13 protein-coding genes are annotated in these 14331 nt (G+C 65.4%); 9 read left to right on the top strand and 4 right to left on the bottom strand.

What is annotated here, in order from left to right; genetic code table 11:
- Positions 1-70: 70 nt before the first annotated feature.
- Positions 71-1732 (top strand): tannase/feruloyl esterase family alpha/beta hydrolase, encoded by a 1662-nt coding sequence (locus tag ACE10W_RS37690; RefSeq protein WP_028175510.1) that lies wholly within the window; start codon positions 71-73, stop codon positions 1730-1732.
- Positions 1733-1792: 60 nt separating this feature from the next.
- On the opposite strand, the gene ACE10W_RS37685 is transcribed toward ACE10W_RS37690, so the two are convergent.
- A complete protein-coding gene (locus tag ACE10W_RS37685; RefSeq protein ID WP_304549030.1) occupies positions 1793-2320 on the bottom strand; it encodes an Hsp20/alpha crystallin family protein in 528 nt (175 codons plus the stop codon).
- A 212-nt stretch (positions 2321-2532) separates the two neighbouring features.
- Between ACE10W_RS37685 and ACE10W_RS37680 the strand changes: the two genes are divergently transcribed.
- A complete protein-coding gene (locus tag ACE10W_RS37680; RefSeq protein WP_074077605.1) occupies positions 2533-3012 on the top strand; it encodes a host attachment protein in 480 nt (159 codons plus the stop codon).
- 18 nt (positions 3013-3030) lie between these two features.
- Here the strand turns inward: ACE10W_RS37680 and ACE10W_RS37675 are convergent, their stop codons facing one another.
- Positions 3031-4644 carry a DHA2 family efflux MFS transporter permease subunit gene (locus ACE10W_RS37675; RefSeq protein WP_304549027.1) on the bottom strand — a complete coding sequence of 538 codons (1614 nt, stop codon included), beginning with the start codon at positions 4642-4644 and terminating at the stop codon, positions 3031-3033.
- Positions 4592-5839 (bottom strand): HlyD family secretion protein, encoded by a 1248-nt coding sequence (locus tag ACE10W_RS37670; protein ID WP_304549025.1) that lies wholly within the window; start codon positions 5837-5839, stop codon positions 4592-4594. Before ACE10W_RS37670 ends, ACE10W_RS37675 begins: the two co-directional genes overlap by 53 nt.
- 91 nt (positions 5840-5930) lie before the next feature.
- Here ACE10W_RS37670 and ACE10W_RS37665 point away from each other — a divergent pair, with 91 nt between their 5' ends.
- The 7 genes from ACE10W_RS37665 (at position 5931) to ACE10W_RS37635 (ending at position 13617) form a co-directional block, all read left to right on the top strand.
- Positions 5931-6584 carry a TetR/AcrR family transcriptional regulator gene (locus ACE10W_RS37665; protein ID WP_304549023.1) on the top strand — a complete coding sequence of 218 codons (654 nt, stop codon included), beginning with the start codon at positions 5931-5933 and terminating at the stop codon, positions 6582-6584.
- A 52-nt stretch (positions 6585-6636) separates the two neighbouring features.
- Positions 6637-7110: a MarR family winged helix-turn-helix transcriptional regulator gene (locus tag ACE10W_RS37660; protein WP_304549020.1), complete on the top strand. Its 474-nt coding sequence runs from the start codon at positions 6637-6639 to the stop codon at positions 7108-7110.
- A 12-nt stretch (positions 7111-7122) separates the two neighbouring features.
- A complete protein-coding gene (locus ACE10W_RS37655) occupies positions 7123-7893 on the top strand; it encodes an enoyl-CoA hydratase (RefSeq protein WP_304549018.1) in 771 nt (256 codons plus the stop codon).
- 123 nt (positions 7894-8016) lie between these two features.
- Positions 8017-10098 (top strand): methyl-accepting chemotaxis protein, encoded by a 2082-nt coding sequence (locus ACE10W_RS37650; protein WP_161532398.1) that lies wholly within the window; start codon positions 8017-8019, stop codon positions 10096-10098.
- A gap of 124 nt (positions 10099-10222) precedes the next feature.
- Positions 10223-11164: a dihydrodipicolinate synthase family protein gene (locus ACE10W_RS37645; RefSeq protein WP_304549012.1), complete on the top strand. Its 942-nt coding sequence runs from the start codon at positions 10223-10225 to the stop codon at positions 11162-11164.
- A gap of 375 nt (positions 11165-11539) precedes the next feature.
- Entirely contained in the window at positions 11540-12940 is a 1401-nt protein-coding gene (locus ACE10W_RS37640; RefSeq protein ID WP_304549010.1) for a selenium-binding protein SBP56-related protein, read from the top strand.
- Between the two features lie 83 nt (positions 12941-13023).
- Positions 13024-13617 (top strand): hypothetical protein, encoded by a 594-nt coding sequence (locus ACE10W_RS37635; protein ID WP_246740427.1) that lies wholly within the window; start codon positions 13024-13026, stop codon positions 13615-13617.
- A gap of 3 nt (positions 13618-13620) precedes the next feature.
- On the opposite strand, the gene ACE10W_RS37630 is transcribed toward ACE10W_RS37635, so the two are convergent.
- Entirely contained in the window at positions 13621-14319 is a 699-nt protein-coding gene (locus ACE10W_RS37630) for a DUF1045 domain-containing protein (protein ID WP_304549007.1), read from the bottom strand.
- Positions 14320-14331: the final 12 nt, after the last annotated feature.

The raw sequence follows: 14331 nt of genomic DNA, 5'->3' as shown, positions 1-14331 counted from the left end.
AACGTTGAAGGTTGCATTCAATGCGGCCAACTGGCCAAATCCAACAAACAGCGAACGCCGGGTGGAAACGATGACGCGAAAGAGAGCGAAGCTGTGCGCATGGCTCGTGGGCGCGGCGGCGGCAATGGGCGCGAGCGGCGCGTCGGCGGTAACGTTGGTGGAGGATGCCGACACGGTCTGCAAGGGGCTCGTCGGCGGCGTCGATGCCGTGAAGATCGATTCTGCGACGTTGCAGGCGCCGTCGCAACTCGCTGTTGCGGAGCGCGGCCCGACACCATCGGGGCGCATCACGCCGGCCAATCCCGGCTTCTGCAAGGTGCTCGGCCATATCGATCCCGTCGATCCCAAGGCGCCGCCGATCAAGTTTCAGGTCAACCTGCCGGTCGAATGGAACGGCCGCTCGGTGCAATATGGCGGCGGCGGCTTCAACGGCGTGCTGATCACCGGCCTTTCGCTGCCGCCGGCCTATCCGTTCGACAAGCCCTCGCCGCTCGCGCGCGGCTTCGTCACCTACGGTACCGATTCCGGCCATGAGTCCAGGCCGGGCGAGCCGCCGCAGGTGTTCGCGCTCAATGACGAAGCCTTCGAGAACTTCGCCCATCGTGCCTACAAAAAGGTTCGCGACGTTGCCGTCGCGCTGATGCAGCGCGCCTACGGCAGGACGCCCGAGAAGATGTACTTCATGGGCTCGTCCGAGGGCGGTCGCGAAGGCCTCACCATGGCGCAGCGCTACCCCGATGATTTCGACGGGATCTTTGCCCGCGTGCCTGTCATCAACTGGGTCGGCCTCCAGCATGCCGGCACGCGTTCGGGCCTCGTGACCATGGGCGAGGGCTGGATCAACCCGGCGCAAGTCAAGCTCGTCGGCGATGCCGTGCGCGCGGCGTGCGACAAGGCCGACGGTTCCGTCGATGCGCTGGTGCAGGATCCCGTATCCTGCAAGGCGGCATTCAAGGTCGAGACGCTGCGTTGTGAGGCCGGCAAGAGCGGCGATCAGTGTCTCACCGAGGCGCAGATCAAGGCGGTCAACACGCTGCATGCGACCTACAAGTTCCCGTTCGCGCTCGCCAACGGTCTCGACGACTATCCGGGCTGGGGCGTGTCGGGTGAGGACACGCCGGCGGCCGGTCCGACCGGCGGCTGGGTCGCGTGGTGGCTCGGCACCGCGCCGCCGGCGCAGCCGCCCGCGCCCAACAACGGCATCGCCTGGATCTACGGCGCCGGCGGCATCCGGTATGTGTTCGCGCGAGATCCCAATCTCGACGTCACGACCTACAAGCCGGAGGCGCACAAGGCGCGGTTGCTCGAGGTCTCCAGCCTGATGGACTCGACCGACCCCGATCTCAGCCGCTTCCGCGCCCGCGGCGGCCGGCTGATCATGCTCGAGCACATGGCCGATTATGCGCAGAATCCCTATGCCGGCATCCGCTATTTCGAAAGCGTCGAGCGCCTGATGGGCTCGGCGACGACGGAGTTGTTCGCAAGGCTCTACACCGCGCCTGGCGTCGACCATGTCGGTTCCGGCGCGCCGGCCAATGTCGACATGCTGAGCGTGCTGGTCGACTGGGTCGAGAACGGCAAGGCGCCCGGCGACCTGGAGGTCACCGAGCAAAAGGTCGAAGGGCCGTTGTTCGCGGTGACGCGGGCGCTGCCGCTGTGCCGCTGGCCGGCCTGGCCGCATTACAAGGCGGGTGCGGTGACGGAGGCGTCGAGCTATTTCTGCGCGCAGTGAGATCAGCGCAAATCCCGCGAGGCCGCTGCGCCTTGGCGGCCTCGCGCCGATGCCTGGGGGTCAGGCCGCCTTGACCTCGATCTTCTTGGCGGGCTTCTGCGCTTCCGCCGTCTTCGGCAGCGTCACTTTAAGCACGCCGTTTCTGAACGACGCTTCGATCTTGTCGGCTTCGACATCCTTGGGGAGGCCGAAGTGGCGTTCAAAGGAACCATAGCGTCGCTCGGAGACGTAATAGTCCTTCTGCTTCTCCTCCCTCTCGAATTTCTTCTCGCCCTTGATGGTGAGCCCGTCATTGGCGACGTTCACCTCGATGTCCTTCTCGTCCATTCCGGGCAATTCGGCCGTGATCTCATAGGCCTTGTCGCTTTCGGTGACATCGACGACCGGTGTGCTCACGAGCTTCTGTGCCAAATTGCGCTCGAAGCCGGCGAGCGAACGGAACGGGCGGCGCCAGAGATCGTCAGTGCCGAAATCCTCGAACAGCCGATCGACTTCCTTGCGGAGCGCCTCGAACGGTCGCCACGTTTCGCCGCCAAATGCGGGTTCGTTGGTTTTCTTGGTGACGGGGAGCTTGGTTTCGTTTGCCATGATCTCTCTCCTTCAGAGATAGAGCTCGTTCAATGCGCCAAACCTCCATCGGTGCTTACAGCCTGTCCTTGATTTGTCTCAAATTCGGAAGCGCGGCCGCAGTGGCCAGGATGCGAGCTCGGGCATGCAGACATCGGTAAGTATTGCGGACCGTTTTTCGGCGACTGACTCGCATTGATTTGAGTTAACCTCGTCGGCAAACGAGAGTTTGAATGTTCGGCTGGCAACGCCGGAGCATCGATATGAGGCTGCTGAACATCCCTCACAACGCGCTCGTGTTTGTTGGCGACGGCCGCAAGGCCCTGTTCCTGCGCAACGACGGCAATCCGTTGCATCCAAGCCTGAAGATGGAGCAAGTGCACGAGGATGAGAATCCGCCCACGCGTGAGCAGGGCACCGATCGTCCGGGCCGCTTGAATAGCCCAATGGGACAGAGAACCGCGGTCGAGGCCGCCGACTGGCACCATCTCGAGCAGCATCGCTTCGCGCGGCGCGTGGCAGGCGCAATGGAACAGCTCGTTCGCGAGCGCGACGTGAAGGCGCTTGTTGTCGTAGCCCCCCCGCGAACGCTGGCCGATCTGCGCGAAGCCCTTCATGCCGACGTCAAGGCGCGCATCATCGCCGAGGTCCACAAGGATCTCACCAGGCATCCGATCGACGAGATCGCGCAGCATCTGACGGCAGAGCACTGAGGACGTCAACGGAACGGCTCAATGCGCCGGCCCACCCGCCGCCTTCACCCGCCGCGTCAGCAGGACCGCGATCGCGGCGAGCACCAGCACGGCGCCGATCACCGCAAAGGTGTCGGAATAGCCCATCACCAGCGCCTGGCGCTTCACGGTCTTGCCGAGCGCGATGATGGCCTGCTCGCGCGCGGCATGGGGGTCGGGCACGCCGTGCGCGATGAAGTAGTCCGTCATCTGCGCGATGCGGCTGCGGACCTCCTCGCGGCCGAGCGTGACCGACTGGCCGATGATATTGGAGTGGAATTGCTCGCGCTTGGTGATGATGGTGGCAAGCGTCGCGGTGCCGATAGCGCCGCCAAGGTTGCGGAACATGTTGCTGATGCCGGAGGCTGCGGCCGCATCCTGTGGTGCGATGCCGCCCGTCAGCACCGAGGTCAGCGGCGTCAGTACCATCGCCTGCCCCACGGCGCGCACGATGTTCGGGATCCAGAGCTGGTCGCCGGCATAGTCCGGCGACATCGCCGTGTTCATGAAACAGCTGTAGGCGAAGATCAGAAGGCCGGTGATCGCGATGTAGCGCGTGTCGAAGCGCTGCATCAGCTTCGGGATCAGCGGGATCAGCACGAGCTGCGGCAGGCCGGTCCAGGCCAGCACGTTGCCGATCTGCTCGGCGTTATAGCCCTGCGCCTGGCCGAGATAGGCGGGCAGGATGTAGACCGAGCCGAACAGCGCGAAGCCGACCATGGTCATCGCGAGCGTGCCGAAGCCGAAATTGCGCTGAGCGAGGAGGCGCAGCCGGATCAGCGGCTTCTCGATCGTGAGCTCGATCGTGATGAACAGCGTCAGGCTGACGGCCGCGATCACCGCGAGCTTGACGATGAAGGGCGAGGAGAACCAGTCGTCCTTGTTGCCTTCCTCCAGCACCGCTTGCAGCGCCGACAGTCCGATCGCCATGGTGAAGATGCCGGCCCAGTCGCCCTCCTTCAGGAGGCCGAGCTGCATCTTCTGCTTCTCCAGCGTCAGATAGAGCGCCGCCACCATTACCGCGGTCGGGATCACGTTGACGAAGAAGATGGTGCGCCAGCCGTAGGTTTCGGTGAGATAGCCGCCGATGGTCGGGCCGATCGCCGGGGCGAAGGTCACGGACAGCGCAAAGATCGCGAGCCCCACCGGCTGCTGCGGCTTCGGCAGCTTGGTCAGCACCAGCGTGAACGCCATCGGGATCAGCACGCCGCCGGCAAAACCTTGCAGGCCGCGCATCGCGATCATCGACGGCAGATCGTGCGTGAAGGCGCAGGCGACGGAGAAGGCGGCGAACAGCGACGCGCTCGCCAGCATGTAGCGGCGGAACGAGAACACGCGGCTCAAATAGTCGGTCAGCGGGATCACGATGATCTCGCCGATCAGATACGACGTCGAGATCCAGGAGCCGTTGTCCGCGCCGGTGCCGATGCCGCCCTCGATGTTGAGCAGCGAGGCGTTGGTGATCTGGATGTTCAGGATCGCCATGAACGAGCCGATCATGGCGGCGAGCACGGCGATCCAGGTCGCGGCGCTCGCGCGGTTGGGATCGGCGACGGCGCGATCAGGCGTCGCGGCCGGTGCTGCTTGCGTCAAAATTGAAAGGCTGTTTGACATGGCACGACCCTCCGGAGACGAGCTTCGCTTTGGGCGCGGCGGCCGCATTCGCGGCCGGCGCGGTCGAACGTGTTGCAATGGTCGGGATCACGGACATGCCGGGCCGGAGCGCAATCGCAGGTCCATGCGCGGCGTCGAGCGCGATCCTGACCGGGATGCGCTGCACCACCTTGGTGAAATTGCCGGTGGCGTTGTCGGGCGGCAGCAGCGCGAATTCCTGGCCGCTGGCGGGTGCGATGGAATCGACGCGGCCGTGCACGATCTGGCCCGGGAACATGTCTACCTCGATGTCGACGGCCTGTCCCGCCTGCACGTGGGTGAGCTGCGTCTCCTTGAAATTGGCGACGACATAGGCGCCATCAGTCGGCACGATCGACATCAGCTGCGTTCCCGCCTGCACGAACTGGCCGACGCGCAAGGAGCGGTTGCCGACGACGCCGTCGATCGGCGAGATCACGGTGGTGTAGCCGAGGTTCAGCTCGGCCTGGTGCTGCACGGCTTCCGCGCGCGCGGCCGCCGCCTTGGCCTGCACGATCTCGGCCTTGAGCAGGTCGACCTGCTTGAGAGCGGAGGCGAGGTTGGCGGTGTCGCGTTCGAGCGTCGCCTGCGCCGAGGCGATGCGCGATTGCGCCTGCTGCGCATTCTGCACGCTGCCGGAGCCGGTCGCGGCGAGATCGGTGTAGCGCTTGTTGTCCTGAGCGGCGAAGGTGAGGGCGGCCTGGTCGACGTCGAGCGTGGCGCGCGCGGCCTTGATCACCGCCTGCTGAACCTCGAGCTGCGCTTCCTTGCTGGCGATCGTCGCGTTCGCCGCCTGCACATCGGCCCTGGCCTGGTCGAGCGCGACGCGGAAGTCGCGGTCGTCGATCCGGGCCAGCACCTGACCGGCCTTCACATGCTCGTTATCGGCGACCAGGACCCGGTTGAGATAGCCGCTGACCTTCGGCGCGATCGTGGTGTTGTCGGCCTTCACATAGGCGTCATCGGTGGAGACGAGGTACTGGCCGACGGTCCAGTAGTCGTAGCCGTACCAGCTGGCGCTGGCCAGCGCGACGGCTGCGGCTCCAATCAGCAACAGCTTGCGAAAATTGAGCTTTTTCCGGCTTGCCTGGACCGGCGCGGCGGGCAGGACGCCCTCCAGGGCGGTCGTTGGAAGGGCGGTCTGGGCGGCAGCAGTCGGGGTGGTGTGGACGGTCATGGCCGGCTCCCCTGAATTAGGAAACTTGATAATTTCCAAAATGCGACTAGCTTTGGAATTGTCAATGGAATGACAGGCATCATTTAAAGACATGGCTCAGGCAAAATCGGAAAACGAATGCCGCCCCCGCGGGCGGCCGCAACTGCGCAGCGACGCGGAGACGAAGGGAATCGTTCTCGACGCCGCGCGGCAGGCCTTTGCCGGTGACGGCTATGCGGCGACCAGCACCGAGGAGCTGGCGCGCCGCGCCGGCATCTCCACCAAGACGCTCTATCGTCTGTTTCCCGGCAAGGCCGCGCTGTTCGAGGCGATGTGCGCCGACAGGCTCGAGCGGCTACTCTCCGCGGTCGATCTCCAGGCCACCGACGAGGTCGACATCGAAAAGGGCCTGCGCGCCGCGCTGCTGGCCTGCGCGGATCTTGCGCTCGATCCGGAAGTCGTGGCGTTGCAGCGCATGGTGCTGCAGGAATCGGCCGCATTCCCGGAGCTTGCAGCCCATTTCTACAAGAACGGCATCTCCCGCACCGTCACGGCGCTGGCCGGCTGGCTGCGTGCCCAGGTGAAGAAGAAGCGCATCGCGCTCGATGACGTCGAGGAGGCCGCCGGGATGCTGATCGGCATGGTCGCGTCGGCGCCGCAGCGTGCGGCGATCTATGGCGGGTTGGCGCTGCCGTCGCGCAAGGACATCGAGCGGCGCGTCAAGACCTGCGCGGCGCTGTTTCTGGACGGCTGTCGCGCTGCCTAGTCCCGGCAGCCGCCCCTTTGACAATCCGGTCGGCCTCGGCTATCTATTTCGCATGCGAAATAAAGACGCCGCAGCGAGGCATCACCGGCTGATCTACCTGCTCAACGTCGCACAACGCCGATTGCAGCGCTGGATGGCCGCGCAGCCCGAGAGCGAGGTGACGCCGGCGCAGGCGGGGCTGTTGTTCATCCTCGGCAGGCAGGACGGCGTCCTGATGGGAGAGGCGGGCGCGGCGCTGGATATGGGGCCGGCCGGTATTTCCGGCCTCGTCGACCGCACCGCAGCCGCAAGGCTGATCGAGCGGCGGGCCGATCGCGAGGACGGGCGCGCCTGGCGCGTGTGGCTGACGCCGAAGGGGCGTACCGTGCTGGCGCAGGCGAAAACCTCGGCCGCGGAGATCAACGCGGCGCTGACGGACGGATTTACCAGCGCCGAGATCGACATCGTCGCGCGCTGGCTGACGAGCATTCAGGACAAGTTTCCAAGAGACCCTGCAAGAGACCCTGCAAGAAATCCAGAGGAATAGGAGGAGAGCCCAATGACCGAGCACGTCCGGATCGAGAACAACGGTGGAATTCTCACGCTTACGCTGGCGCGCCCCGACAAGAAGAACGCGCTGACCGATGCGATGTACGGCAAGCTGGCCGATGCAATCGAGTCCGCCGAATTCGATCCGTCCGCCCGCGTGATCCTGATCCGCGGCGAGGGCGACATGTTCACCGCCGGCAACGATGTCGGAGAGTTCGCGGCCGTTGCGAGCGGAAAGTCGGAAGGCAGCCGCAACGTCATACGCTTCATCCAGTCGCTGGCGCGCTGCACGCGGCCGCTGGTTGCGGCCGTGCAGGGCCGCGCCGTCGGCGTCGGCACCACGATGCTGCTGCATTGCGATCTCGTCGTGCTCGCCGACAACGCGCAATTGTCCACGCCCTTCGTCAGCCTCGCGCTGGTGCCGGAAGCCGCCTCCAGCCTGCTGATGCCGGCACGCATCGGCTATGCCCGCGCCTACGAGATGTTTGCGCTGGGTGAGACGGTGCCGGCGAAGGCTGCGCTCGAATGGGGACTCGCCAACCGCGTTGTGCCGCTCGACAAGCTCGACGCCGAGACCCTCGCGCTGGCGCAGCGTCTCGCCCGCCAGCCGGCCGGCGCGCTCACCGCCACCAAGAAGCTGATGCGTAACGGCGAGGCGCTGGTCGCGCAGATGCAGGCGGAGGGCGAGCAGTTCGCGCAGCGCCTGCGCACCGCGGAGGCGCGTGAGGCGTTCACGGCGTTTGCCGAGCGCCGGGCGGCCGATTTCACGAAAGTCGCGTAAGGAGCGGCGGGTCGCCCGAATGGGTGCAGGCGGAGCCGGCTCAAATCGACTAAAACCTTAACGAAACATTGGCAGGTTGCGATGCAAGGTGGCCACTCGTTGAAGAGTAGGCCCCTTGACCTCATGGCAATGTTTAAGAAATCGGTAAGCTCGCTTCTTCTGACCTTGATGGCCCTGCTTGCGGCCGGCGCGCTGGCCAGCACGGCGATCCAGATGGTCGGGGCCTTCGGCCGTTACAGCGACAGTCTCGAAACCGCGCGGCTTGCCGCCGCCGACAAGACCATCTTCCACGGCGTGCTGTCGCTGCGCAACAATCGCGGCGACGCCCAGAGCGCACTGCTCGGCGAGGACGAGCCGCGCGCCAAGTTGGGAGCCGCGGAGAAGGCCGAGCAGGCCGGCTATGAATCCATCGCTTCGGCGCTCTCCACGATCGAATTCGACCGGCGCGACGAGCTCGCGAATACGCTGAAGCAGCGCTGGAACGAAGCCGCGCCGCAGTTCGAGTTGTTCTACGACGAAGCCAAGCGTCCGCGGGCCGAGCGCAAGATGGAACGTACCAATGTCTGGTACGATGCCGTCACCAAGGTCATCGACACCGCGAACCTCGCCTCCACCGCGGTGTCAAACCGCGCCTGGATGAACGATCCCTACATCGCCCGCATGATTCAGGTTCGCCGCTTTGCCTGGCAGGTGCGCGACCGTTATGGGGTCCATTGTTCGTCGCTTCGCTCGAACGTCAACAGCAGCAAGCCGCTCGACGACGTTCAGAAGCGGTCGGTGGCGCAATGGGATGGCACGATCGCCTCTGGCTGGGCGGGGATGGCCGAGTTGCTGGCTGCGCCCGAGGTGACGGCGGAGCTGGTTACGGCAGCGTCGGACGCGAAGGCCAAGACCGATGGCGTCCTGAAGCAGATCGGAGAGCTCACCAGGAATTTTGACGGCAGCGGCAAGCCCGCGATGCCCGCCTCGGAATGGAATGCGCTGTGCCAGTCGCCGTTCGCGTCGATCGTCGCGGTCGCGAACAAGGCGCTGGACCAGTCGATCGCGCGCGCCGAGGCCGTTCAGGCCAGGGCCCTCACCAATCTCGTCGTGCAGTCGCTCGCCTTCCTTGTGGCGCTCGCGGTGACCTTGGCCGGCGTCTATGTGGTGCGCACGCGCCTCATGCGTCCGGTGCGCGCCATTCTGGATGCCATCGCCCGCATCGGCGCTCGAGATTATGCGACACCGGTTCCGCAATCCCGGTATCCCGACGAGTTCGGCACCATGGCGGCTGCGCTCGAGAGCCTGCGCGAGAGCGCCGCGACCGCGGAGCGTCTCGGTCAGGAACGTGAATCGCAGCAGGCGCTCCAGCTTGCCCGCTCCGGCACCGTCGATGCCGCCTGCCGCAGCTTCGACGACACCGTGCAGGCCGTCATTCACAGCGTTGCCGCGTCGGCGCGGGAGCTCGATGCGACGGCGACCGATGTGCGTACGCTGGTCTCGGAATCCAGCAGCCAGACCGCGGCGGTCGCCTCCTCTGCCGAGCAGGCCACCAACAATCTCGAGACCATCGCCGCCGCGACCGAGGAGCTCTCGGCCTCCGTCGGCGAGATTTCGGCGCAGGTGCAGTCGAGCGCGCGCGAGGCCCGCGAAGCCGTGTCGCAGGCCGAGCGGACCAACGCCACGGTCGAAATCCTCGACCAGACCGCAAGCCGCATCGGCGAGGTCGTGAAGATGATCAACGCCATTGCCGGCCAGACCAATTTGCTTGCGCTGAACGCCACCATCGAGGCCGCACGCGCGGGCGAGGCCGGCCGCGGCTTTGCCGTGGTCGCCGGCGAGGTCAAGAGTCTCGCCGCGCAGACCGCGACGGCCACCGAAGAGATCTCCCGCCAGGTCGAGGAGATCCAGGGCGCGACCGGTCAGGCGGTAACCGCCATCCGTTCCATCGGCGGCGCCATCAGCGGCATCGACGAGAAGATGACCGCGATTGCGGCCGCCGTCGAACAGCAGCGGGCGGCCACCACCGAGATCTCGCGCAACTTCCAGCAGGCCGCGCAAGGCACCCGTGAGGTGACCGACACCATCGGCAGCGTCGCCAAGCTCAATCAGGAAACCGGCAACGCCGGCACGGTGCTGTCGGAATCCGTGAAGAAGATGTCGGCAGACGCCGATCGCCTCCGCGTCGCGGTCGAAGGTTTCCTCGGCGCGGTGAAGACCGCTTAACTTTCACATCCCTGTTCCAACGGAACGCGGATCGGCATTGCCGCCGATCCGCGCCCCGAGTACATCTGTCGTGCCGCGCGAGTGCGGCGTTAGATGTGCAGGAATATCAGGGATGGAGAGTTCGATGCCGGTTACGCCCTACCACAAGGCCCAGCGCCCCTATCGCGGCGTGTTCCCGGTCGCGCCCACCATCTTCGACGAGCGCGGCGAGCTCGACCTTGAGGGCCAGCGCCGCTGCATCGATTTCATGATCGATGCAGGCTCGAATGGCCTCTGCATCCTCGCCAATTTCTCCGAGCAGTTCGTGCTCACCGACGCCGAGCGCGAAACCGTGATGCATGCGGTGCTGGAGCATGTCGCGGGACGGGTTCCCGTCATCGTCACCACGACCCATTTCAGCTCGGCCGTCTGTGCGGCGCGCAGCAAGCAGGCCGAAGCGGCCGGTGCCGCCATGGTGATGGTCATGCCGCCCTATCACGGCGCGACGTTTCGCGTGCCGGAGAAGGGCATCGTCGAATTCTTCAAGGTGCTCTCCGGCGCGATCAATATTCCGATCATGATCCAGGACGCGCCGGTGGCCGGCACGCCGCTGTCGGTCGAGCTGCTCGCCCGGCTGTCGCGCGACTTCGCCAACATCCGCTATTTCAAGATCGAGGTGCCGGGCGCCGCGGCAAAGCTCCGCAGCCTGATCGAGGCGGGCGGCAAGGATATCGAGGGCCCGTGGGACGGCGAGGAGGCGATCACGCTGCTCGCCGATCTCGACGCCGGCGCCACCGGCGCCATGACCGGCGGCGGCTATCCCGACGGCATCCGTCAGATCATCGATCCCTATTTCGCCGGCAAGCGCGAGGAAGCGAAAGCCGCCTATGAGCGCTGGCTGCCGCTGATCAACTACGAGAACCGCCAATGCGGCCTGATCGCCTGCAAGGCCATGATGCAGGCCGGCGGCGTGATCAAATCGGACGCCGTGCGCCATCCGCTCCAGCCGCTGCATCCCGCGACGCGCGCGGGGCTGCTGGAGCTGGCGAAGGAGCGGGATGCCCTGGCGCTGCGGTGGGGGAAGTAGCGGCCAATTCCCCAGTCGTCGTCCCGGCGAAGGCCGGGACCCATACCGCGTGATCTATCGGTGAACGCAGGTGTTGGTACCGCAGGAAGACTTTTACTACTAGCCTTCGCCAAACCGCTCCCTGGGGGTATGGGTCCCGGCCTTCGCCGGGACGACACCGAGTGTGAGGGGCCCTGGCCTGATCCCGCCGGCTTCCATTTGGCGGAAGGCGTCGAATTGGCGCGGCTCGGGCCGTTTCCCGCAGCCCGGCGATGACATATTGTAGGCTCGCCAACGAAGCCCGCGGAGCAGCTCAAGACATCGCGCACCAGTTCTTCATTATGCCGCTGTCCCGAGCCAGGTTGGCGCGAACCGACAGAACAGGGAGGCAGTGCCATGACGATGAGGCCGGATCCCACCTTTCACGCATCGCCCAAGCTTGCGATGGAAGCACCTGCGGAGAACTTTGCCTATACGTTGCTGCTCAGTCCGGATTTCTCAAAGCCGGATGCTCTTGCGGTCATCGACGTCAAGCCGGGATCGCCGACCTATGGCCAGATCGTCCACACCGTGACGATGCCCAACAAAGGCGACGAGTTTCATCACTTCGGCTGGAATGCCTGCTCTTCCGCCTTGTCGCCGCTCGCCGGACACGCCTTCATCGAGCGGCGCTATCTCATCATCCCCGGGCTGCGCTCGTCGCGGATCTACATCATCGATACCAAGCCCGATCCGACCAAAGCCAAGATCCACAAGATCATCGAACCGGAGGAAGTCTTCAAGAAGACCGGCTACTCGCGCCCGCACACCATCCATTGCGGGCCGGACGGCATCTATGTCAGCACGCTGGGCGGCGGCGGCAAGGACGGCACCAACGGACCTCCGGGCGTCTTCATCATGGATTGCGAGACGTTCGAGGTCCTTGGACGATGGGAGATCGACCGTGGCCCGCAGACGCTGCATTATGACTTCTGGTGGAATCTGCCGCGCGACTACATGGTGACGAGCGAATGGGCATTGCCGCCGCAGTTCGAGAACGGGATCGTTCCGGAAGATCTGCTGTCGAACAAATATGGCCATCGTCTCCACTTCTGGGACCTTCGCGCCCGTCGCAACGTCCAGACCATCGACCTCGGCGCCAATCATCAGATGGCGCTGGAGGTGCGGCCCGCGCACGATCCGGTTCGCGAATACGGCTTCGCTGGCGTTGTGGTCGACACCACCAACCTCGAAGCATCGATCTGGACCTGGTGGCGCGAAGGCGGAAAATTCCATGCCGAGAAGACGGCGACGATCCCTCCCGAACCCGCGCCAAAGGAGAAGCTCCCGCCGCTGCTGCAGGGATTTGGCGCCGTGCCGCCGCTGGTGACCGACATAGACCTGTCGATGGATGACCGGTTCCTCTATGTCTCGTGCTGGGGCACGGGTGAAATGCGCCAGTACGATGTGAGTGATCCGCGAAAGCCGAAGCTTGCGGGCTCGGTCCACATCGGCGGCATCGCGCGCCGCACCCCCCATCCGAACGGCAAGGCATTTGCCGCCGGTCCGCAGATGGTCGAGATCAGCCGCGACGGCAGGCGCGTGTACTGGACCAATTCGCTCTATTCCACCTGGGACGATCAGTTCTATCCCGACGGGGTTCCGGGCGTGGAAGTCATGGCCAATGTCGGCGGCAACGGCGGCCTCGAGCTCGACAAGGACTATTTCGTGAGCTTCCCCGACGGATATCGTGCGCACCAGATCAGGCTCGAGGGCGGCGATTGTTCGACGGATTCCTTTTGCTACCCGTCGGTCTAGATGGGGCGCACGCGAGCCCGGCGCTTGGCTGGCTTTGGCTCGCTCTTGTTGCGAGCGGTCTCTACCACGGGGTCAACCCGGGAATGGGATGGCCGCTCGCTGTTTCGGCCGGGCTCATGGACAAGAGTCCACGCGCGCTGTTCCGCGCGTTGTGGGCCCTGGCGGCCGGACATCTCCTGGCAACATTTCTCGTGCTGCTGCCATTCGCGTTCCTGCTCGTGCTGGCCGAGTGGCAGCGTTCGATCCAGATCAGTGCGAGCCTTCTCGTCATCGGCTTCGGTGTCTATCGGCTGATCGAGCGGCGCCATCCCCGCGCGCTGGCACGAATTCCGCCAACGCAATTGGCGCTCTGGTCATTCGCCGTTGCCATTGCCCACGGCGCGGCCTTGATGCTCGTGCCGATCTATCTCGGGCTCTGCCAGGCCCTCGAGCTCGATGCCGGCCATGAGGCGGCGGGCGCGCTGATGAAGGCAAGTCTCGGGATGGCGGTGCTGGTGTCCCTGGTGCACGTTGCCGCCATGGTCAGCGCCGGCGGATGTCTGGCGTGGCTGGTCTACCGCTATCTGGGATTGAGGTTCGTCTCGCGCAGCTGGTTCAATCTGGATGCAGTCTGGGCGACCAGCCTCGTTCTGGTCGGCGCGGTGGCGCTCGCCTTCAATCTTGCGAGCTGGCGCTGAGGTCTACCGCGCCAAAGCCCACTCGCCGATGATGCGGAAGCGCGCCTTGGTCTCGTCCTGCCTGAACAGGGCGAGGCGGTCGATCGCCAGCGTGTCGAGACGAAGCGACGCGAACCGCGTCCGCAACATCTCCAGGATCGGTCCGCGGCGCTCTGCATCCAGCCGCCCAGTCAGGGTCATGTGGAAGCGAAATTCTTCCATCACGTAGGGGTAACCCCAGCGGTCGAGATAATCGCGCTGCCGCTCGGTGAGTTTGGCGGGCTTCCGGCGTGCGCGGTCTTCCGCGGTGAGAGCGGCGCGGAAGGAATCGAACTCGCGCGCGCAATCGGCGGCGAGCTGCTGGAGCGCATCGACCGGCTCGGCCGGGATGACGGCGATGAAGCCGCTGATGGTGTCGACGATCGGGCGGATGGCCGGGATCGGCCGCGCCGTTTCGGCGAATGTCGCGCAGGCTGCCATAAGCTCCGCCTCGGTGCTGCCGGGCGTCAGCGCCATCGGCGCCTTCAGCGTGGCATGGAAGCCGTATTTGCGGGGATCGGCGGAGACGTCACGCCAGTCCGGTGCAACGTGCAGCGCCTCGGGCGGAAACGGCACCTCGTCGCCGGTGTAGGCATCGTAGCCGAGCAGCTTGGCGCCGAAGCGGGTCAGCGCGCTGTCGGCGCCGGCGGCAAAATAGATCGCGTAGCGGGGAAAACCTGTCATCGCCTCAGCATA

The organism is Bradyrhizobium sp. B025 (genome assembly GCF_042257955.1).
Classification (GTDB): domain Bacteria; phylum Pseudomonadota; class Alphaproteobacteria; order Rhizobiales; family Xanthobacteraceae; genus Bradyrhizobium; species Bradyrhizobium diazoefficiens.
This window is presented reverse-complemented; position numbering and strand designations above follow the sequence as displayed.